This is a genomic window from Vulcaniibacterium gelatinicum (genome assembly GCF_008033445.1).
Classification (GTDB): Bacteria; Pseudomonadota; Gammaproteobacteria; order Xanthomonadales; family Xanthomonadaceae; genus Vulcaniibacterium_B; species Vulcaniibacterium_B gelatinicum.
The window spans coordinates 1-18,569 of the sequence record NZ_VNKO01000009.1; the positions used below are offsets into that span (position 1 = coordinate 1).

General features: G+C 71.0%; 19 protein-coding genes. 12 read left to right on the plus strand and 7 right to left on the minus strand.

Translation table 11 applies throughout. The features are described 5' to 3' along the window. The 11 genes from aceF to FPV26_RS06900 all read left to right on the plus strand — a co-directional run. Positions 1 to 1,048 (plus strand): dihydrolipoyllysine-residue acetyltransferase (gene aceF, locus FPV26_RS06845; RefSeq protein WP_147653028.1); only part of this gene is annotated, 1,048 nt, incomplete at its 5' end. A gap of 13 nt (positions 1,049 to 1,061) precedes the next feature. Next, a complete protein-coding gene (gene lpdA, locus FPV26_RS06850) occupies positions 1,062 to 2,846 on the plus strand; it encodes a dihydrolipoyl dehydrogenase (RefSeq protein ID WP_147653030.1) in 1,785 nt (594 codons plus the stop codon). A 347-nt stretch (positions 2,847 to 3,193) separates the two neighbouring features. Further along, positions 3,194 to 3,559, plus strand: coding sequence for an ATP synthase subunit I (locus tag FPV26_RS06855; protein WP_181952581.1), 366 nt, complete (start codon positions 3,194 to 3,196; stop codon positions 3,557 to 3,559). A 16-nt stretch (positions 3,560 to 3,575) separates the two neighbouring features. Beyond that, positions 3,576 to 4,403 (plus strand): F0F1 ATP synthase subunit A, encoded by an 828-nt coding sequence (gene atpB / locus FPV26_RS06860; RefSeq protein ID WP_147653034.1) that lies wholly within the window; start codon positions 3,576 to 3,578, stop codon positions 4,401 to 4,403. 53 nt (positions 4,404 to 4,456) lie between these two features. Then, entirely contained in the window at positions 4,457 to 4,723 is a 267-nt protein-coding gene (gene atpE, locus FPV26_RS06865; protein ID WP_147653036.1) for a F0F1 ATP synthase subunit C, read from the plus strand. 94 nt (positions 4,724 to 4,817) lie between these two features. Then, positions 4,818 to 5,288 carry a F0F1 ATP synthase subunit B gene (locus FPV26_RS06875; RefSeq protein ID WP_147653038.1) on the plus strand — a complete coding sequence of 157 codons (471 nt, stop codon included), beginning with the start codon at positions 4,818 to 4,820 and terminating at the stop codon, positions 5,286 to 5,288. Positions 5,289 to 5,298: 10 nt separating this feature from the next. Beyond that, positions 5,299 to 5,826 carry a F0F1 ATP synthase subunit delta gene (locus FPV26_RS06880; RefSeq protein WP_147653040.1) on the plus strand — a complete coding sequence of 176 codons (528 nt, stop codon included), beginning with the start codon at positions 5,299 to 5,301 and terminating at the stop codon, positions 5,824 to 5,826. Between the two features lie 79 nt (positions 5,827 to 5,905). Continuing rightward, complete coding sequence (gene atpA / locus FPV26_RS06885) at positions 5,906 to 7,456, plus strand: F0F1 ATP synthase subunit alpha (protein ID WP_147653042.1); 1,551 nt, start codon at positions 5,906 to 5,908, stop codon at positions 7,454 to 7,456. An 82-nt stretch (positions 7,457 to 7,538) separates the two neighbouring features. Continuing rightward, a complete protein-coding gene (gene atpG, locus FPV26_RS06890; RefSeq protein ID WP_147653043.1) occupies positions 7,539 to 8,402 on the plus strand; it encodes a F0F1 ATP synthase subunit gamma in 864 nt (287 codons plus the stop codon). Between the two features lie 99 nt (positions 8,403 to 8,501). Further along, positions 8,502 to 9,929: a F0F1 ATP synthase subunit beta gene (gene atpD, locus FPV26_RS06895; protein WP_147653045.1), complete on the plus strand. Its 1,428-nt coding sequence runs from the start codon at positions 8,502 to 8,504 to the stop codon at positions 9,927 to 9,929. Between the two features lie 54 nt (positions 9,930 to 9,983). Next, positions 9,984 to 10,409, plus strand: coding sequence for a F0F1 ATP synthase subunit epsilon (locus FPV26_RS06900; RefSeq protein WP_147653047.1), 426 nt, complete (start codon positions 9,984 to 9,986; stop codon positions 10,407 to 10,409). Between the two features lie 78 nt (positions 10,410 to 10,487). Here FPV26_RS06900 and FPV26_RS06905 read toward each other — a convergent pair whose 3' ends face one another. Continuing rightward, positions 10,488 to 10,871, minus strand: coding sequence for a GtrA family protein (locus FPV26_RS06905; protein WP_147653048.1), 384 nt, complete (start codon positions 10,869 to 10,871; stop codon positions 10,488 to 10,490). A gap of 115 nt (positions 10,872 to 10,986) precedes the next feature. Here FPV26_RS06905 and glmU point away from each other — a divergent pair, with 115 nt between their 5' ends. Next, positions 10,987 to 12,360, plus strand: a complete 1,374-nt coding sequence (gene glmU, locus FPV26_RS06910) for a bifunctional UDP-N-acetylglucosamine diphosphorylase/glucosamine-1-phosphate N-acetyltransferase GlmU (RefSeq protein WP_147653050.1) — start codon at positions 10,987 to 10,989, stop codon at positions 12,358 to 12,360. A 4-nt stretch (positions 12,361 to 12,364) separates the two neighbouring features. On the opposite strand, the gene FPV26_RS06915 is transcribed toward glmU, so the two are convergent. Genes FPV26_RS06915 through FPV26_RS06940 form a run of 6 tightly spaced genes read right to left on the minus strand, consistent with a single transcriptional unit; the run spans position 12,365 to position 18,567 of the window. Continuing rightward, positions 12,365 to 13,678: an ATP-binding protein gene (locus tag FPV26_RS06915; protein WP_147653052.1), complete on the minus strand. Its 1,314-nt coding sequence runs from the start codon at positions 13,676 to 13,678 to the stop codon at positions 12,365 to 12,367. Positions 13,679 to 13,681: 3 nt separating this feature from the next. Continuing rightward, positions 13,682 to 15,025 carry a sigma-54-dependent transcriptional regulator gene (locus tag FPV26_RS06920; protein ID WP_147653054.1) on the minus strand — a complete coding sequence of 448 codons (1,344 nt, stop codon included), beginning with the start codon at positions 15,023 to 15,025 and terminating at the stop codon, positions 13,682 to 13,684. A 29-nt stretch (positions 15,026 to 15,054) separates the two neighbouring features. After that, positions 15,055 to 16,278 (minus strand): ABC transporter permease, encoded by a 1,224-nt coding sequence (locus tag FPV26_RS06925; RefSeq protein ID WP_147653056.1) that lies wholly within the window; start codon positions 16,276 to 16,278, stop codon positions 15,055 to 15,057. 20 nt (positions 16,279 to 16,298) lie between these two features. After that, entirely contained in the window at positions 16,299 to 17,612 is a 1,314-nt protein-coding gene (locus FPV26_RS06930; protein ID WP_147653058.1) for an ABC transporter permease, read from the minus strand. Between the two features lie 4 nt (positions 17,613 to 17,616). Further along, on the minus strand, positions 17,617 to 18,327 hold the full coding sequence (locus FPV26_RS06935; protein ID WP_147653060.1) for an ABC transporter ATP-binding protein: 711 nt from the start codon (positions 18,325 to 18,327) through the stop codon (positions 17,617 to 17,619). Positions 18,328 to 18,348: 21 nt separating this feature from the next. Then, positions 18,349 to 18,567, minus strand: a complete 219-nt coding sequence (locus tag FPV26_RS06940) for a hypothetical protein (RefSeq protein WP_147653062.1) — start codon at positions 18,565 to 18,567, stop codon at positions 18,349 to 18,351. Between the last annotated feature and the right edge of the window lie 2 nt (positions 18,568 to 18,569).

Sequence of the window (18,569 nt, forward strand, 5' to 3'; positions counted from 1 at the left end):
GGCTCCGGCGGCTCCCGCGGCACCCGCCGCGCCGGCACCGGTGGCGGCGCCGGCGCCGACGCCTCCGGCCGCGCCCGAGGCCGCCCCGCGCACGCCCCCGATCGTCTTCGGCGCCGAGGAGCTGCTCCCCGACCGCGTGCCCTATGCCAGCCCCGCGGTGCGCCTGTTCGCGCGCGAACTCGGCGTGGACCTGCACCAGGTGCAGGGCAGCGCCCGCGGCGGCCGCATCACCAGGGAGGACGTGCAGCGCCACGTCAAGGCGGTGATGCAGGGCGCCGCCGCGGGCGCGCCGGCCGCGGCCGGCGGCGGCCTGAATCTGCTGCCCTGGCCGAAGGTGGACTTCGCCCGGTTCGGCGAGATCGAGGTGCGCGAGCTCTCGCGCATCAAGAAGCTCTCCGGCGCCAACCTCGCCCGCAACTGGGCGATGATCCCGCACGTCACCCAGCACGACGAGGCCGACATCACCGACCTCGAGGCGCTGCGCGTGCAGCTCAACAAGGAGCACGAGAAGGCCGGCATCAAGCTGACCATGCTCGCGTTCCTGATGAAGGCCTGCGTCGCGGCGCTGAAGAAGTACCCCGAGTTCAACGCCTCGCTCGACGAGAGCGGCGAGAAGCTGGTGCTGAAGAAGTACTTCCACATCGGCTTCGCCGCCGACACCCCCAACGGCCTGGTGGTGCCGGTGGTGCGCGACGTGGACCGCAAGGGCGTGCTGCAGCTCGCGCAGGAGACCGCGGAACTGGCGGCCCGGGCGCGCGAGGGCAAGCTCGGCCCGGCCGACATGCAGGGCGGCTGCTTCTCGATCAGCTCGCTCGGCGGCATCGGCGGCACCGCCTTCACCCCGATCGTCAATGCGCCGGAGGTGGCGATCCTGGGCGTGTCGAAGTCGGCGATGAAGCCGGTGTGGGACGGCAAGCAGTTCGTGCCGCGGCTGGTGCTGCCGCTGTCGCTGTCCTACGACCACCGCGTGATCGACGGTGCCGCCGCCGCGCGCTTCACCACCACCCTGGCGCAGCTGCTCGCGGACATGCGCCGCGTGCTGCTCTGAACCGGAGGCCGGGATGGCGACGATCGAAGTGAAGGTGCCCGACATCGGCGGCTACGCGCAGGTGCCGGTGATCGAGCTGCTGGTGAACGTCGGCGACCGCGTGCGCCAGGACCAGGGCCTGGTCACGCTCGAGTCGGACAAGGCCACGATGGAGGTGCCGTCCCCTGCCGCCGGCGTGGTCAAGGCGCTGCGGGTCAAGGTCGGCGACACGGTGAGCGAGGGCAGCGTGATCGCGGAGCTGGAAACCGAAGCCGCGGCCCCGGCCCCGGCGCCCGCGTCCGCCCCGGCCGCCGCGGCCGCACCCGTCGAGGCCACCCCCGCGCCCCCGTCCCGGGCGGAGGTGGGCACGCCGGCGCCGCAGCCGGCGGCGGCCTCCGGCCGCAAGCCCGACCTCGAGTGCCGCATGCTCGTGCTCGGCGCCGGTCCCGGCGGTTACACCGCCGCGTTCCGCGCCGCCGACCTCGGCCTGGACACGGTGCTGGTCGAGCGGTATCCGACCCTCGGCGGGGTCTGCCTCAACGTCGGCTGCATTCCGTCCAAGGCCTTGCTGCATGCGGCCGCGGTGATCGACGAGGCGGCGCACGCCAAGGCCTACGGCATCGAGTTCGGCAAGCCCAAGGTCGCGCTCGACGCATTGCGCGCCTACAAGGAGAAGGTGGTCGGCCAGCTCACCAAGGGCCTGGCCGGGATGGCCCGGCAGCGCAAGGTGCGGGTGGTGCAGGGCGTCGGCCGCTTCGTCTCGCCGCACGAGCTGGAAGTGCAGGGCGAGGGCGGCACGCAGCTGATCCGCTTCGCGCAGTGCATCATCGCCGCCGGCTCGCAGCCGGTGAAGCTGCCCGGCTTCCCGTGGGACGACCCGCGGGTGATGGATTCCACCGACGCGCTGGAACTGGCCGAGGTGCCGAAGCGGCTGCTGGTGGTGGGCGGCGGCATCATCGGCCTGGAGATGGCCACCGTGTACCGCGCGCTCGGCAGCGAGGTGACCGTGGTCGAGCTGATGGACCAGCTCATGCCCGGCGCCGATCCGGACCTGGTCAAGCCGCTCGCCGACCGCCTGAAGAAGCAGGGCGTGGCGGTGCACCTGAAGACGAAGGTGGTCGAAGCGAAGGCGCAGAAGGCCGGCATCGCCTGCGCGTTCGAGGGCGCCAGCGTTCCCGAGGCGAAGCTGTTCGACCGCGTGCTGGTGTCGGTCGGTCGCGCGCCCAACGGCAACAGGCTCGACGCGCACAGGGCCGGCGTCACCGTCACCGAGCGCGGCTTCATCCCGGTGGACCGGCAGATGCGCACCAGCGTGCCGCACATCTTCGCCATCGGCGACCTGGTCGGGAATCCGATGCTGGCGCACAAGGCCACCCACGAGGGCAAGCTCGCGGCGGAAGTCGCGGCCGGCGAGAAGCGCGAGTGGATCGCGCGGGTGATCCCGTCGGTGGCCTACACCGATCCGGAGATCGCCTGGGTCGGCGTGACCGAAACCGAGGCGAAGGCGAAGGGCCTGAAGATCGGCGTCGGCAGGTTCCCGTGGGCGGCGAGCGGGCGCGCGATCGGCCTGGACCGCACCGAGGGCTTCACCAAGCTGGTCTTCGACGAGGCCAGCCACCGCGTGATCGGCGGCGGCATCGTCGGCCCGCACGCCGGCGACCTGATCGCCGAGATCGCGCTGGCGATCGAGATGGGGGCGGAAGCCGCCGACATCGGCCACACCATCCATCCGCACCCGACCCTGAGCGAGTCGGTCGGCATGGCCGCCGAGGCCTTCGAAGGCACCATCACCGACTTGTACCTGCCGAAGAAGGCCTGACGGCCCGCCACGAAGACGAAGCCCCGGCGCGCGCGCCGGGGCTTGCGACCTGCAGCGACGAGGACGACGGAACGACTGCAGGCTCCGCCACAGACCCGCGCCGCGCGCGGAAGTTCCGGGCCGGGCGGGGAGTCCGCCGCGGCCGCGAGGCCTGCTCATTCACCGCAGCCGGTTGTTCGTCCGGCTCCGATAGCCCGCGACTATGAGCGGCGGCTTCCGCCGGGACCTTCCGCGGTTGCCGGCGAAAAAGCGCGACTGCTATACTTTTCCGGCTTCGCGGGGCGGTTTTGATCGTCGGGTCGGGTCGGGTCGCTCCAAACCCTCTGCCAACCCTTCCGGATACGCGCGTGCTGAACTCCGCCGCCGCGGGCCGGCGACTGGCGCGGCGCGTGGCGGCCCTGCAGGCCGCCGCGACGCTGGCGACGGCGCTGGCCTGCCTGCCGCTCGGACCCAGCGCCGCGCTGGGCGCACTGGCGGGCGGGAGCGCGATGGCCCTCGGCAGCCTGCTGGCGGCCTGGGGCGCGTTCGGCGGCGGGCCCGCCGGTGCCGGTGCGGCGCTCGGGCGCCTGCTGCTGGGGCTGGCGGCGAAGTGGGGCGTGGTGATCGTCGTGCTGTACCTGGCGATCGCCGTGTGGCGCTTGCCGCCCCTGCCGGTGCTGGCCGGTGCGGCGCTGGCCGCGGCGGCCCTGTTGATCGCAGCAAGACAGCGTTGAGAACGAGGACGACGGCGTGAGTGCTGAACAGAGCAGTGGCGGGCTGACCGAATACATCGTCCATCACCTCACCCACAACACCGCCGAAGTGGCGGGGTACACGTTCCATGTGGACTCGTGGGTGATCGCGCTGGCGCTGGGGCTTCTGGCCTGCTTCCTGCTCTGGACCCAGGCGCGCAAGGCCACCGCCGGGGTGCCGTCCAAGCCGCAGGCGTTCGTCGAGATGGTGGTCGAGTTCGTGGACAGCCAGGTGAAGGACACCTTTCACGGCGATCGCCGCTTCATCGCCCCGCTGGCGCTGACGATCTTCGTCTGGGTCGCCTTCATGAACGCGATGGACCTGCTGCCGCTCGACCTGCCCGGGCGCCTGGTCGCCTGGGTCGCCGGCGAGGAGGTGGCCCACCACACCTATCTGCGCGTGGTGCCGACCGCCGACATCAACACCACGTTCGGCATGTCGATCACGGTCTTCCTGTTGATCATCTTCTATTCGATCAAGGCCAAGGGCGGCTGGGGCTTCACCAAGGAGCTGTTCACCGCGCCGTTCCACGCCCACAACCCGATCGCCAGGCTGGTGCTGGCGCCGGCCAACCTGTTCCTCAACGTGGTCGAGTACCTGTCCAAGCCGGTCAGCCTGGGCATGCGGTTGTTCGGCAACATGTACGCCGGCGAACTCCTGTTCATGCTGATCGCCGGCCTGTTCGCCTCCTGGATCACCTTCCTGCCGGGCGTGATCTTCAACTCGGTGTGGGCGATCTTCCACATCCTGATCATCCTGCTGCAGGCCTTCATCTTCATGGTGCTGACCGTCGTCTACCTGGCGATGGCGCACGAGCACCACTGAGTTCCCGCTTCACCGTCCCACACCCTTCAGAAACCACCGTTCGGAGATCCACCATGGAATTCACCGCTCTCGTCCAGGCCTACACCGCCCTCGGCATCGGCATCATCGTCGGCCTCGGCGCGATCGGCGCCGCCATCGGCATCGGCATCATGGGCTCGAAGTTCCTCGAGTCCGCCGCGCGCCAGCCGGAGCTCGTGCCGATGCTGCAGGGCCGCATGTTCCTGCTCGCCGGCCTGATCGACGCGGCGTTCCTGATCGGCGTCGGCGTGGCGATGATGTTCGCCTTCGCCAACCCGCTGCTGGCCGCGCTGCAGGGCTGATCGCGGCACCAGCCGGTGCGCGGGCCGCCGGGTCCGCGCCGGAACCGGGCGCCGCGGCCGCCGCCGCGGCGCCGCTCGATTCGCAGGGCACGACATGAATCCGAATATCACCTTGCTGGGCCAGATGATCTCGTTCGCGATCCTCATCTGGTTCACCGTCAAGTTCATCTGGCCGCCGCTGATGCGCGCGATCGAGGAACGGCAGCAGAAGATCGCCGAGGGCCTCGCCGCCGCCGACCGCAGCCAGAAGGACCTGGCGCAGGCGCAGGAGAAGGTCAACGAGGCGCTGCGCGAGGCGCGGATGAAGGCCAACGAGATCATCGAGCAGGCCCACCAGCGCGCCAACCAGATCATCGACCAGGCCCGCAACGACGCCATCGCCGAGGCCGCGCGCCAGCGCGCGCTGGCCGAGGCCGAGATCCAGGCCGCGGCCAACCGCGCCAAGGAGGAGCTGCGCCGCCAGGTCGCGCTGCTCGCGGTCACCGGCGCGGAGAAGCTGCTGCGGCGCGAGATCGACGCCAACGCCCACAAGGCGTTGATCGACGAGCTGGCGGAACAGCTCTGAGGACCGCGCGATGAGCCAGGCCCTGACCCTCGCCCGTCCCTACGCCCGCGCCGCGTTCGCGCTCGCGCGCGAGGCCGGCGCCCTGCCGGCGTGGTCGCAGGCGCTGACCTTCGCCGCGCGCGTGGCCGCCGAGCCGCAGGTCGCCGCGCTGCTCGGCCACCCGGCCCTGCGCGTGGAGGATGCGGTCGAGCTGCTCGCGCCGGAAGGCGCCGACGAGCGCGTGCGCCGCTTCCTCGCCCTGCTCGCCGAGAACAAGCGCCTGGCGCTGCTGCCGGAGATCGCGGACCTGTTCGAGGCGCTGCGCCTGGAGGCCGAGCGCGTGGTCAAGGCCCGGGTCACCGCCGCCGCCCCGCTCGGCCCGGCCGAGATCGAGAAGATCAAGGCCGCGCTGCGCCGCCGCTTCGGTCGCGAGATCGAGGTCGAGACCGCGCAGGATCCGAGCCTGATCGGCGGCGCGGTGATCGACGCCGGCGACGTGGTGATCGACGGCTCGCTGCGCAGCAAGCTCGAGCGCCTGCAGACGGTGCTCGCCAGTTGATGTGAATTCGTGGGGCGGGCCCGCGGCCCGCCGAACGTGAACCGACGGCGGGTCGAGACCCGCCCTACAGGAAACGAAGATGGCTACCTCCCAGCTCAACCCGTCCGAAATCAGCGAACTGATCAAGGCCCGCATCGAGAAGGTCAAGCTCGCTGCCGAAGCGCGCAACGAAGGCACCGTGACCTCGGTGTCCGACGGCATCGTGCGCATCCACGGCCTGGCCGACGCGATGCAGGGCGAGATGATCGAGCTGCCCGGCAACACCTACGCGCTGGCGCTGAACCTGGAGCGCGATTCGGTCGGCGCGGTGGTGCTCGGCGACTACGAGCACCTGCGCGAGGGCGACGTGGCCAAGACCACCGGCCGCATCCTCGAGGTGCCGGTCGGACCCGAGCTGCTCGGCCGCGTGGTCAACGCGCTCGGCGAGCCGATCGACGGCAAGGGCCCGATCACCGCCGCCGCCACCTCGCCGGTGGAGAAGGTGGCCCCGGGCGTGATCTGGCGCAAGTCGGTGTCGCAGCCGGTGCAGACCGGCTACAAGGCGGTGGACTCGATGATCCCGATCGGCCGCGGCCAGCGCGAGCTGATCATCGGCGACCGCCAGACCGGCAAGACCGCGCTGGCGGTGGACACGATCATCAACCAGAAGCACAGCGGCGTGAAGTGCATCTACGTCGCGATCGGCCAGAAGAACTCGACCATCGCCAACATCGTGCGCAAGCTCGAGGAGCACGGCGCGATGGCCTACACCACGGTGGTCGCCGCCTCGGCCTCCGAGTCGGCCGCGATGCAGTACATCTCCGCCTACTCCGGCTGCGCGATGGGCGAGTACTTCCGCGACCGCGGCGAGGACGCGCTGATCATCTACGACGACCTGTCCAAGCAGGCCGTGGCCTACCGCCAGATCTCGCTGCTGCTGCGCCGTCCGCCGGGCCGCGAGGCGTACCCGGGCGACGTGTTCTACCTGCACTCGCGCCTGCTCGAGCGCGCCGCGCGCGTCAACGAGGAGTACGTCGAGCGGTTCACCAACGGCGCGGTGAAGGGCAGGACCGGCTCGCTGACCGCGCTGCCGATCATCGAGACCCAGGCCGGCGACGTGTCGGCGTTCGTGCCGACCAACGTGATCTCGATCACCGACGGCCAGATCTTCCTCGAGACCGACCTGTTCAACGCCGGCATCCGCCCGGCGGTGAACGCCGGCATCTCGGTCTCGCGCGTGGGCGGCGCGGCCCAGACCAAGATCATGAAGAAGCTCTCGGGCGGGATCCGCATCGCCCTGGCGCAGTACCGCGAGCTGGCCGCGTTCGCCCAGTTCGCCTCCGACCTCGACGACGCCACCCGCAAGCAGCTCGAGCGCGGCCAGCGCGTGACCGAGCTGATGAAGCAGAAGCAGTACGCGCCGATGTCGGTGTTCCACCAGGCGCTGTCCATCTACGCGGTGGACAAGGGCTACATGGACGACGTGCCGGTGAACCGGATCGGAGCCTTCGAGCAGGCCCTGCACGCGCACTTCGAGAACACCGCCGGCGCGCTGATCGAGAAGGTCAACGCCAGCGGCGACTGGAACGACGAGATCGAGGCCGCGTTCAGGAAGGGCATCGAGGAGTTCAAGGCCACCGGCACCTGGTAAGGCCGCAGGGTGGGCTCCGGCCCACCCCGCGCGCGACGGCGGGCCGCGGCCCGCCCCACGACGAACCGAAAGCGAGCGACCCATGGCAGGCGGACGCGAAATCAAGACGAAGATCAAGAGCGTGCAGAACACCCGCAAGGTGACGCGCGCGCTCGAGATGGTCTCGGCCTCCAAGATCCGCAAGGCGCAGGACCGGATGAAGGCCTCGCGCCCCTACGCGCGCGCGATGAAGCAGGTGATCGGCCACCTCGCCCAGGCCAATCCCGAGTACCGGCACCCCTACCTGGTGCAGCGCGCCGAGGTCCGGCGCGTCGGCTACATCATCGTCTCCTCCGACCGCGGCCTGGCCGGCGGCCTGAACAACAACCTGTTCCGCAAGCTGCTGGTCGAGCTGCGCCAGTGGCAGGAGCAGGGCGTGGAGGCCGAGGTGGTCACCATCGGCCAGAAGGCCTCGGTGTTCTTCCGCCGGGTCAAGGTCAACATGCTGGCCTCGGTCACCCACCTCGGCGACGTGCCGCACCTGGAGCAGCTGGTGGGCGTGATCAAGGTCATGCTCGACGCCTACAGCGCCGGCAAGGTGGACAAGGTGTTCCTGGTGTACAACGACTTCGTCAACACCATGACCCAGCGCGCCACCTTCGACCAGCTGCTGCCGCTGCCGCCGGCCGAGGCCCAGGTCGCGCGCCACGACTGGGACTACCTGTACGAGCCGGACGCGCAGACCGTGCTCGACCACGTGCTCAGGCGCTACGTCGAGTCGCTGGTGTACCAGGCGGTGCTGGAGAACGTGGCCTCCGAGCACGCCGCGCGCATGGTGGCGATGAAGGCGGCCAGCGACAACGCCACCAAGCTGATCGACACGCTCAACCTGATCTACAACAAGGCGCGGCAGGCGGCGATCACCCAGGAGATCTCCGAGATCGTCGGCGGCGCCGCCGCGGTGTAACCGACACCATCGCAAGGTCCGCGCCCGGTGCGCGGACATCCCAGGAACAACCACCGGCGACCCGGTCGCTACAGAATTCAGAGTCCAGAGGTCCAAACCATGAGTCAGGGCAAGATCGTTCAGATCATCGGCGCCGTCGTCGACGTCGAGTTCCCGCGCGAGAGCGTGCCGAAGGTCTATGACGCGCTGAAGGTGCAGGGCACCGAGATCACGCTCGAGGTGCAGCAGCAGCTCGGCGACGGCGTGGTGCGCACGATCGCGCTCGGCTCCACCGAGGGCCTGAAGCGCAACCTGGTGGCGGTCAACACCGGCAAGGCGATCGCGGTGCCGGTCGGCGCCGGCACCCTGGGCCGGATCATGGACGTGCTCGGCAACCCGATCGACGAGGTCGGCCCGATCGATGCCTCCGACCACTGGGAGATCCACCGCCCGGCGCCGAGCTACGCCGACCAGGCCGCGGCCAACGAGCTGCTCGAGACCGGCATCAAGGTGATCGACCTGATGTGCCCGTTCGCCAAGGGCGGCAAGGTCGGCCTGTTCGGCGGCGCCGGCGTGGGCAAGACCGTGAACATGCTGGAGCTGATCAACAACATCGCCACCCAGCACTCGGGCCTGTCGGTGTTCGCCGGCGTCGGCGAGCGCACCCGCGAGGGCAACGACTTCTACCACGAGATGATCGAGGCCGGCGTCGTCAAGCTCGACAACCTCAAGGAGTCGAAGGTGGCGATGGTGTACGGCCAGATGAACGAGCCGCCGGGCAACCGCCTGCGCGTGGCGCTCACCGGCCTGACCATGGCCGAGTACTTCCGCGACGAGAAGGACGCCTCGGGCAAGGGCCGCGACGTGCTGTTCTTCGTGGACAACATCTACCGCTACACCCTGGCCGGCACCGAGGTCTCGGCGCTGCTCGGCCGCATGCCGTCGGCGGTGGGCTACCAGCCGACCCTGGCCGAGGAAATGGGCGTGCTGCAGGAGCGCATCACCTCGACCAAGACCGGCTCGATCACCTCGATCCAGGCCGTGTACGTGCCCGCCGACGACCTCACCGACCCGTCGCCGGCCACCACCTTCGCCCACCTCGACGCGACCGTGGTGCTCTCGCGCCAGATCGCCGCGCTGGGCATCTACCCGGCGGTGGACCCGCTCGACTCGACCTCGCGCCAGCTCGACCCGAACGTGATCGGCAACGAGCACTACGAGACCGCGCGCCGCGTCCAGGCCACGCTGCAGAAGTACAAGGAGCTCAAGGACATCATCGCGATCCTGGGCATGGACGAGCTGTCCGAGGAGGACAAGCTGGCCGTGGCCCGCGCGCGCAAGATCGAGCGCTTCTTCAGCCAGCCGTTCCACGTCGCCGAGGTGTTCACCGGCTCGCCGGGCAAGTACGTGCCGCTGAAGGAAACCATCCGCGGCTTCAAGATGATCGTGGACGGCGAGCTCGACCACCTGCCGGAGCAGGCGTTCTACATGGTCGGCGGCATCGACGAGGCGATCGAGAAGGGCAAGAAGCTGCTGGCGGCGGCCTGATGAAGCTTCCCTCTCCCGCCAGTGGGAGAGGGGGAAACGGAAGAGAAGCGACCCATGAGCAGCACCATCCGTTGCGACATCGTCAGCGCCGAGGCCGAGATCTTCCACGGCGAGGCCGAGCTGGTGGTCGCCACCGGCGAGCTGGGCGAGCTCGGCATCGCGCCCAAGCACGCGCCGCTGATCACCCGGCTCAAGCCGGGCAAGGTCGTGGTCACCCTGCCGGGCGGCGAGAAGCTCGACTTCGCCATCTCCGGCGGCATCCTCGAGGTGCAGCCGACGGTGGTGACCGTGCTCGCCGACACCGCGGTCCGCGCCGAGGACATTGACGAGGCCGCGGTGCGCGCCGCCAAGGAGGAGGCCGAGCGCATCCTGGCCCGCCGTGGCGAGCCGATGGAGATCGCCGAGGCCCAGGCCAAGCTGGCCGAGGTCACCGCGCAGCTGCAGGCGCTCGAGCGCCTGCGCAAGACCCTCAAGCACTGAGCGCCGGCGCCCGCGCCGCACCTTGGAGACGCCGGCCCCGTGCCGGCGTTTCCGTTTCCTGCGGGCGTGCGCGCGGCGTCAGCGGCGGTACACCCAGTGCCGCGAGAGCAGGAAGCCGCACAGGCCGAGCAGCAGCTCCACGCCGGGCTTGGCCAGCCAGGCCCACTTCAGCCCGAACCAGTCGTCGATGCCGGCCATCGCCCAGGTGCTGATCGTGGTCGCCGTCAGCCACATCAGCGCGAAGCGCGCGAACTGCACCCGGCCGAGCGTGGTGTGCTCGCCGGCGAAGGTGATCGCGCCGTTGAGCCAGTAGCCCAGCGCCGCGCCGCTGATCCGGCCGGCGACGTTGGCCGGCTCCACCGGCATCCCGGCATGGCTCAGGCCGACCATCACCGCCCAGTCCACCAGCCACTGCACCAGGCCGATGGCGAGGTAGTGGCGGCCTTGCCGGATGAGGCTCATGGATTCCGGTTCCCTGGCTGTGCTGCATGGACGGCGCCCGCCGCTGGCGGACACGGCGCATGCTAGCAACCGCGCTGGCTAGAATGCGCCGGTTGCCGCGATTCCGGAGTGCGCCATGCCCGCCCCCCTGCACGTCGTGATCCTCGCCGCCGGCGAGGGCAAACGCATGAAGTCGGCGCTGCCGAAGGTGCTGCAGCCGCTCGCCGGGCGGCCGATGCTCGCGCACGTGATCGCGACCGCGCGCGCGCTGCAGCCGGCGGCGATCCACGTGGTGTACGGGCATGGCGGCGCGCAGGTGCGCGCGGCGTTCGCCGGCCAGGACGATCTGCGCTGGGTCGAGCAGGCGCAGCAGCTCGGCACCGGGCATGCGGTGCAGCAGGCGCTGCCGGACGTGCCCGACGGCGCGGTGGTGCTGGTGCTGTACGGCGACGTGCCGCTGCTCACCGCGGCGACGCTGCGCCGGCTGCTCGACGCGCCGGGCCGGCTGGCGGTGCTGGCGGCCGAGCTCGACGACCCGACCGGCTATGGCCGGATCGTGCGCGACGACGAAGGGCGCGTGGCCGCGATCGTCGAGCACAAGGACGCCGACGCGATGCAGCGCCGCATCCGCGAGGTCAACACCGGCGTGATCGCGGCCGAGGCCACCGCGCTCAAGCGCTGGCTTGCGGGCGTGTCGAACGACAATGCGCAGGGCGAGTACTACCTCACCGACGTGTTCGCGCTGGCCGCGGCCGAATTCAGCGCCGCCGAGATCGTGGCGGTGGCCGATCCGCTGGAGACCGAGGGCGCGAACGACCCCTGGCAGCTGGCGCGGCTCGAACGCGCCTACCAGCGGCGGCAGGCGCAGGCGCTGTGCGCGCAGGGCGTGCGCCTGGCCGATCCGGCGCGGCTGGACGTGCGCGGCGAGGTGAGCGCGGGGCGCGACGTCGAGATCGACGTGGACGTGATCCTGGAAGGGCGGGTCGAGCTCGCCGACGGCGTGCGCATCGGCCCGTTCTGCCGCCTGCGCGACGTCGTCCTCGGCCCCGGCACCGAGGTGCGCGCGCACTGCGACCTCGACGGCGTCCGGGTCGAGGGCGCGGCCACGATCGGCCCGTTCGCGCGCCTGCGCCCGGGTACGGTGCTGGCCGACGGTGTGCACATCGGCAACTTCGTCGAGACCAAGAACGCGCGGCTCGGGGTGGGCAGCAAGGCCAACCACCTGAGCTACCTGGGCGATGCCGAGATCGGCGCCACGGTCAACATCGGCGCCGGCACCATCACCTGCAACTACGACGGCGCCAACAAGTGGACGACGACGATCGGCGACGGCGCCTTCATCGGTTCCAACAGCGCGCTGGTGGCGCCGGTGACGATCGGCGCGGGCGCGACCGTGGCCGCGGGCTCGGTGATCACCCGCGAAGCGCCGGCCGGCAAGCTCAGCGTGGCGCGTGCGCGGCAGACGGTGATCGAGGGCTGGCGGCGGCCGGAGAAGAAGCCGAAGGGCTGACGCCTCAGGCGGGCAGGGTCAGGCTCACGCACAGCCCGCCGCCGTCGCGGTTGAGCAGGGCGATGCGGCCGCCGTGGGCCTCGGTGATCTCGCGCGCCAGGGCCAGGCCGAGGCCGGTGCCGTGGCGCTTGGTCGAGTAGAACGGCAGCAGCGCGTTGGCGAGCACGGCCTCGTTCATGCCGCTGCCGCGGTCGAGCACGTCCACCCGCCAGGCCTCCGGCAGGCGCCGCAGCGCCAGCGTCACCTGCTCCGGCGACGAACCGGATTCGTGCGCGTTCTTGAGCAGGTTGAGCAGGCACTGCTCGACCTGGGCGGCGTCGAAGCGGGCCACGCCGGGCTCGGCCGGGCCGTCGTAGGCGAACGGCACCTGGGTGCGCAGCTGGGCCAGGAAGCGCGACCAGTCCACCGGCTCCAGCCGCGGCGCCGGCAGCTTGGCGAAACGCGCGTAGTCGCGGATGAAGCCCTCGAGATGGCGCGCGCGTTCCTCGATCGTCGCCAGCGCGTTCGGCAGCCGCTCGTGCTGGCCGCGGCGCAGCAGCTCGGCGCCGGAATGGGCGAGCGAGGCGATCGGCGCCAGCGAGTTGTTGAGCTCGTGGCTGATCACCCGGATCACCTTCTTCCAGGTCTGCACTTCCTGCCGGCGCAGCTCGGCGGTGAGCTGGCGCAGCAGGACCAGCTCGTGCGGGCGGCCGTTGAGGCGGAAGCCGCGCCGGGCGAGGTGGTAGATGTCCTCGTTGTCCTCGTCGCCGACGCTGAACATGCCGTCGCCGCCGCGCGCCATCGCCTCGCGCAGCGCCTCGGGCGCGTGCGCGAGCAGGTCGTCGAACGCGCGCCCTTCCAGGCGCCGGCCCTCGCCCAGCAGTTTGCGCGCGGCGAGGTTGGCGTACACGATGCGGCGGTGCGGATCGAGCAGCAGCATCGCCACCGGGGTGTGCTGCACCATGGTGTCGAGCAGCAGTTCGCGCTGCACCAGCGCCAGGCGCTGCTCGCGCAGGGCGTCGCCGAGCGCGTTGTGCGCGGCGACCAGTTCGCCGAGTTCGTCGCGGGTCTCCCACGACAGGCCGAAGCCGAAGTCGCCGTCGCGGTAGCTGGTGACGGTGCCGGCCAGGGCGCGGAACAGGGCGCGCATCGGCGCGAATGCGCGCCGCACGTGCAGCAGCAGCGGCGGCAGCAGCAGCGCCGCGGCCAGCGGCGGAGCCAGCCAGGGTTGCGGCACCTGCGTGGCGAGCCAGGCCGCGAGCGCGGCGCCGGCGAGCAGGTACAGCGCAGCCAGGGCCGCGAAGCGCACGCTCAACGGCAGCCGCCGCCACGCGCGCATCGCTCAACCGCGCCGCAGGCCGAGCCGGTCGAGCCGGCGGTACAGGGCCTGGCGCGACAGGCCGAGTTCGCTCGCCGCCTGCGCGACCACGCCGCCGGCGCGCTCGAGCGCGGCCTCGATCGTGGCGCGGTCGGGTTCGTCGGCGGTGACGGCGTGCACGGGCGCGGGCGACGGCGCAGACAGGCCGAGATCGGCGGTGCCGATCGTCTCGCCGCGGGCCAGCAGCGCCGCGCGCTGCAGGGTGTTGCGCAGTTCGCGCACGTTGCCGGGCCAGGGGTGGGCGAGCAGGGCGCGTTCGGCGCCCTCGCCCAGGCGCTTGCCCGGCGGCAGGAAGTGCCGCGCCAGCGGCAGGATGTCGTCGGGGCGTTGCGCCAGCGCCGGCAATTTCAGTTCGATCGCGTTGAGCCGGTAGTACAGGTCCTCGCGGAACTGGCCGGCGGCGATCAGCGCCGGCAGGTCGGCGTTGGTGGCGCTGACCACGCGCACCTTCACCGTGCGCTCGCGGTTGCTGCCCAGGCGCTGGAAGCGGCCGGTCTCGAGCACGCGCAGCAGCTTGACCTGGCCGGCGAGCGGCAACGTGCCGATCTCGTCCAGGAACAGGGTGCCGCCGTCGGCGGCCTCGAACTTGCCCTCGCGCGCCTTGTTCGCGCCGGTATAGGCCCCGGCCTCGGCGCCGAACAGCTCGGCCTCGATCAGCTCGCCCGGCAGCGCGCCGCAGTTGACCGCGACGAACGGGCCGTCCTTCACCTGCGAGTTGGCGTGGATGATCTCGGCGTAGCGTTCCTTGCCGGTGCCGTTGGGGCCGGTGATCAGCACCGGCAGTTCCGAGCGCGCGACCTGGCAGGCCAGGGTCAGCGCGGCCTCGCTCGCGGCATCGGCGAACACGAGCCCGCGCAGGTCGTAGTGGCGTGCGAGGGCCTCGCGCCGGCGGCGTTCGCCACTGCGCCGGCGTTCCAGTTCGCGCCGCGCCTGCGACAGCTCGAGCAGGTTGTTGACCGTGGCCAGCAGCTTGCGGTCGTCCCAGGGCTTGGCCAGATAGTCGGCCGCGCCCGCCTTGACCAGGTCCACCGCCGACTCCAGGTGGGTCCAGGCGGTGAGCAGGATCACCGGCAGGTCCGGATGGCGGGCGCGGATCGCGTGGAACAGCGCCTCGCCTTCCTCGCCGGAGGTGGTGTCGGCGTGGAAGTTCATGTCCTGCACCACCAGGTCCACCGGCTCCCGGGCCAGCAGCGCCAGGCCTTCCTCGGGCGAGGCGGCGACCCGCGTGTCCAGCTCGTGGAGGGCGAACAGCGTCTCCAGCGCCGTGGCGACCGCGGGGTTGTCGTCGATGACGAGGACGGTGGGCATCGGCCAAGACTACCGCAGGGCCGCCGCGATCATACGCTGCGCGTGGCCACCGCCGGCGGCACCGCGGCCGCGCGCCGCGCCGGCCCCAGCACCGCCAGCTGGCCGAGCAGCCACAGCACGACCGCACCCGCCGGCAGGTAGTACGCCGGCAGCCGCGGCAGCTCGTACTGCTGCATCAGCAGCTGGTTGATGCCGTAGGCGAGCAGCATGCCGATGGCGATGCCGAGCGTGGCCAGCAGGAAGTTCTCGGTCTGGAAGTAGCGCAGGACCTGGCCGCGGGTCGCGCCGAGCGCGCGGCGCACGCCGATCTGCTTGGTCCGCTGCTGCACCCAGAAGCTGGCCAGGCCGACGATGCCGAGCGCGGTGACCACCAGCAGCGCGATGCACACCGCGCCCAGCAGCCAGGCCATGGATCGGTCCTGGCGGTAGAACGCCTCGCGCATGGTCTCGAAGGTGCGTTGCTCCAGGAAGATGCGGCGATTGCTGTTCTTCTCCAGTGCCGCGACCGCATCCTTGATCACCCGTTCGCGCTGGTCCGGGGTGGTGCGCAGGATGTAGTGGCCGCCAACCGTGTACGGCACCCGGATCGGCAGCAGCATCGAATACCCGCCGGTCGGATCCGAGGCGAACAGGAACGGACGCTGCAGGCGGTCCACCACGCCGACGACCGTGATCGGTTCCCGGTCGCCGAAATAGAACACCTTGCCCACGGCGTTCTCGCCCGGATACAGCTTCTCGGCCATGGCCCGGCTGATGATCGCGGTATTGACCTCGATCCCGCCAAAGCCCATCTCGGGGTCCATGTCCACGTAATCCCCGTCCTGGAAATCACGGCCGGCGATCAGCCGCACGCCGAAAGTCTCGCGCAGCGCGGCATCGCCCAGGAACAGGGTCGCGTTGAGGGACTCCCCGACCTGGTCCGGTTGCAGGTTGACCGAGCTGTTCCAGGAGCCGTTGCCGAACGGCACCTGGTTCGTGTGCGCCGCCGACACCACGCCGGGGACGGCCCGCAGTGCCGCCAGGTCCTCCCGGGTGAGCGCCATCGCGTTCTGGTCGGTGCCGATGCCGCTGACCTGGATGTCCACCAGTTCCTGCTCGGCGAGGCCGCTCGGCATGTTCATGCGCGCCAGGCGCCCGCTGATCAGGAACACCGCGTTGCAGATGATCGCGCAGCTGAGCGCGATCTCGAGCACGATGAGCGTGGCCGCGGTCCGGTGCCGGCGCAGGGTCGAAAGGATGGGGCGAATGTCCATGGTGGTCTCCGGACGCGGAATCACTGGCTCTTGAGCTGGATGGCGGGCGCGACCTGGCAGGCGCGCCAGGCGGGCACCAGCCCGGCCAGCAGGCTGGCCACGAGCGCCAGGACGAAGGTGGTCAGGAGCATCGTGGCGTCGAGCCGGGCGAGTGCGGCGTATTCGATCGGCTGCTGGCGCACCGCCCACAGTCCGAGCTGGGCCAGGCCGAGCCCGGCCAGTCCGCCCGCCAGGCCGACCGTGCCGGCCTCGACCAGGCACTGGGCGAAGATCGCGCGACGCGAGGCGCCCAGCGCGCGGCGCACGCCGATCTCGGCCGAACGGCGCAGGAACTTGGCCAGCAGCAGGCCGACCGTGTTGATCAGGCACACCAGCAGGAAGCCGAGCGCCAGCCACAGCTGCAGGCGCACGTCGCTCGGCACGACCTTGTAGAACTCCATCAGCTCCATCAGGTTGCGCAGGCGGATGTTGTCGGGGCGCTGGAAGCGGCCGGCGGCGCGCTGCCGCGCCGAATGGTTGGCGAGGAACGCCCGGTAGTCGGCGACCTGCTGCGGCGTGTCGAGCTGGACCCAGAACTGGACCCAGGTGCAGGGCGCGGCGAGGTCGGTATCGCGCATGTCGTCGGGCCGCTCGGCGTGGCAGTTCATGTTGCCGTTGCGGCCGAGACCGAGTTCGCGCGAGGTCGAGAACGGCAGGAACACCTGTTCGGCCTCGCCGTAGCCGTTGCGGCCCACGTTGAGGTCGTAGAACTTCGGCACCGGGCGCCAGTCGTCGAGCACGCCGACGATGCGGAAGTCGGTGTCGTCCAGGCGCAGGGTCCTGCCGACGCTGTTGCCGCCGCCGAACAGGCGGTCGTTGAGCGGTTTGGCGATGACCGCCACGCGTGCGCGCGCATCGTCGGCCGCCTTGTCCCAGCCGCCGCCGTGCAGGAACGGCGTGTCGAACATGGCGAAAAAGTCGGCCGAGGTGTAGCGCGCGTCGGCGATGAAGGGGCGCAACGTGCCGGCCTGCGGTTGCACCGCCACGCCACCGCCGGTCATCAGCGCCTGGCGGGTGCCGCGCCGCGCCGCGAGCAGCGTCTCGGCGTCGTAGCGGGTGAGCTGGTTCGGCGGCTCCTCGCCCTCGCGGTAGCCGTCGCGCGGCTGCGGGTCGAGCTGCGGGTAGAACAGGGTATGGCTGCGGTCCGGCAGCGGATCGCCGGAGAGCACGTGGAACACGGTCAGGGTGGTCATGCTCGCGCCGATGCCGAGCGCGATCGCCAGCACCATCAGCGCGGTGAGCACCTTGTTGCGCCGGAAGCTGCGCAGGGCGAGGTCGAGGTAGTAGGCGAACATGGCGTCAGGCCCCCGCCTCCGCGAACGTGCGCACCAGGCTCGGTTCGACGCTGAGGTCGGTGACCATGCCGTCCACGATGTGCACGTTGCGCTGCGCGCGCGCGGCGAGCTCGGGGTCGTGGGTGACCATCACGATCGTGGTGCCCTGGGCGTTGATCTCCTCCAGCAGCTCCATCACGCTGCGCGCCATCTGCGAATCGAGGTTGCCGGTGGGCTCGTCGGCGAGCAGCAGGCGCGGGCTGCCGGCGAGCGCGCGCGCGATCGCCGCGCGCTGCTGCTGGCCACCGGAGAGCTCGGCCGGGTAATGCTTCATGCGCGAGCCCAGTCCCACCCGCGTCAGCGCCTCCTCGATCCGCTGCCGGCGCTCGGCCGCGGACATGCCGCGGTAGCGCAGCGGCACGTCCACGTTGTCGAACAGGTTCAGGTCCGGGATCAGGTTGAAGCTCTGGAAGATGAAGCCGATCTTGCGGTTGCGCAGCCGCGAGCGGGCGTCATCGGACAGGCCGCTGACGTCCTCGCCGTCGAGCAGGTAGGTGCCGCCGGTGTAGGTCTCCAGCAGCCCGGCGATGTTGAGGAAGGTGGTCTTGCCCGAGCCCGAGGGGCCGGTGACGGCGACGAACTCGCCTTCCTTCACGTGCAGGTCGAGCGAGCGCAGCGCGTGCGTCTCGACCAGCTCGGTGCGATAGACCTTGGTGACGGCTTGCATGTGCAGCATGGCGGGCTCCGGGGCGAGGGATCAGTGGATGCGGAACGGCGCGGGCAGCGCCGGCAGGGTCAGGTAGCCCGCGCGCAACCGGCGTCGCGGCGGCTGTGCGCGGTCGGCCGGCACGGCAGGGAGGGCGGCGAAATCCGCCAGCTGCGACACGCGCAGGTGCAGCAGGCGCAACGGCACGGCCGCAGCCAGTTCGCGCGCGCTCCAGGAGAACGACGGCGGGAATCGCGATTCGGTGTTCATGG

Excerpts from the sequence above, each read along its gene's own strand:
- FPV26_RS06930 (WP_147653058.1), bottom strand. The coding sequence starts at position 17,612 with ATGTTCGCCTACTACCTCGACCTCGCCCTGCGCAGCTTCCGGCGCAAC.
- atpD (WP_147653045.1), top strand. The coding sequence starts at position 8,502 with ATGAGTCAGGGCAAGATCGTTCAGATCATCGGCGCCGTCGTCGACGTC.
- FPV26_RS06875 (WP_147653038.1), top strand. The coding sequence starts at position 4,818 with ATGAATCCGAATATCACCTTGCTGGGCCAGATGATCTCGTTCGCGATC.
- atpG (WP_147653043.1), top strand. The coding sequence starts at position 7,539 with ATGGCAGGCGGACGCGAAATCAAGACGAAGATCAAGAGCGTGCAGAAC.
- FPV26_RS06915 (WP_147653052.1), bottom strand. The coding sequence starts at position 13,678 with ATGCGCGCGTGGCGGCGGCTGCCGTTGAGCGTGCGCTTCGCGGCCCTG.
- FPV26_RS06935 (WP_147653060.1), bottom strand. The coding sequence starts at position 18,327 with ATGCTGCACATGCAAGCCGTCACCAAGGTCTATCGCACCGAGCTGGTC.
- lpdA (WP_147653030.1), top strand. The coding sequence starts at position 1,062 with ATGGCGACGATCGAAGTGAAGGTGCCCGACATCGGCGGCTACGCGCAG.
- FPV26_RS06880 (WP_147653040.1), top strand. The coding sequence starts at position 5,299 with ATGAGCCAGGCCCTGACCCTCGCCCGTCCCTACGCCCGCGCCGCGTTC.
- glmU (WP_147653050.1), top strand. The coding sequence starts at position 10,987 with ATGCCCGCCCCCCTGCACGTCGTGATCCTCGCCGCCGGCGAGGGCAAA.
- FPV26_RS06925 (WP_147653056.1), bottom strand. The coding sequence starts at position 16,278 with ATGGACATTCGCCCCATCCTTTCGACCCTGCGCCGGCACCGGACCGCG.
- FPV26_RS06900 (WP_147653047.1), top strand. The coding sequence starts at position 9,984 with ATGAGCAGCACCATCCGTTGCGACATCGTCAGCGCCGAGGCCGAGATC.
- atpA (WP_147653042.1), top strand. The coding sequence starts at position 5,906 with ATGGCTACCTCCCAGCTCAACCCGTCCGAAATCAGCGAACTGATCAAG.
- atpE (WP_147653036.1), top strand. The coding sequence starts at position 4,457 with ATGGAATTCACCGCTCTCGTCCAGGCCTACACCGCCCTCGGCATCGGC.
- FPV26_RS06905 (WP_147653048.1), bottom strand. The coding sequence starts at position 10,871 with ATGAGCCTCATCCGGCAAGGCCGCCACTACCTCGCCATCGGCCTGGTG.
- FPV26_RS06940 (WP_147653062.1), bottom strand. The coding sequence starts at position 18,567 with ATGAACACCGAATCGCGATTCCCGCCGTCGTTCTCCTGGAGCGCGCGC.
- FPV26_RS06920 (WP_147653054.1), bottom strand. The coding sequence starts at position 15,025 with ATGCCCACCGTCCTCGTCATCGACGACAACCCCGCGGTCGCCACGGCG.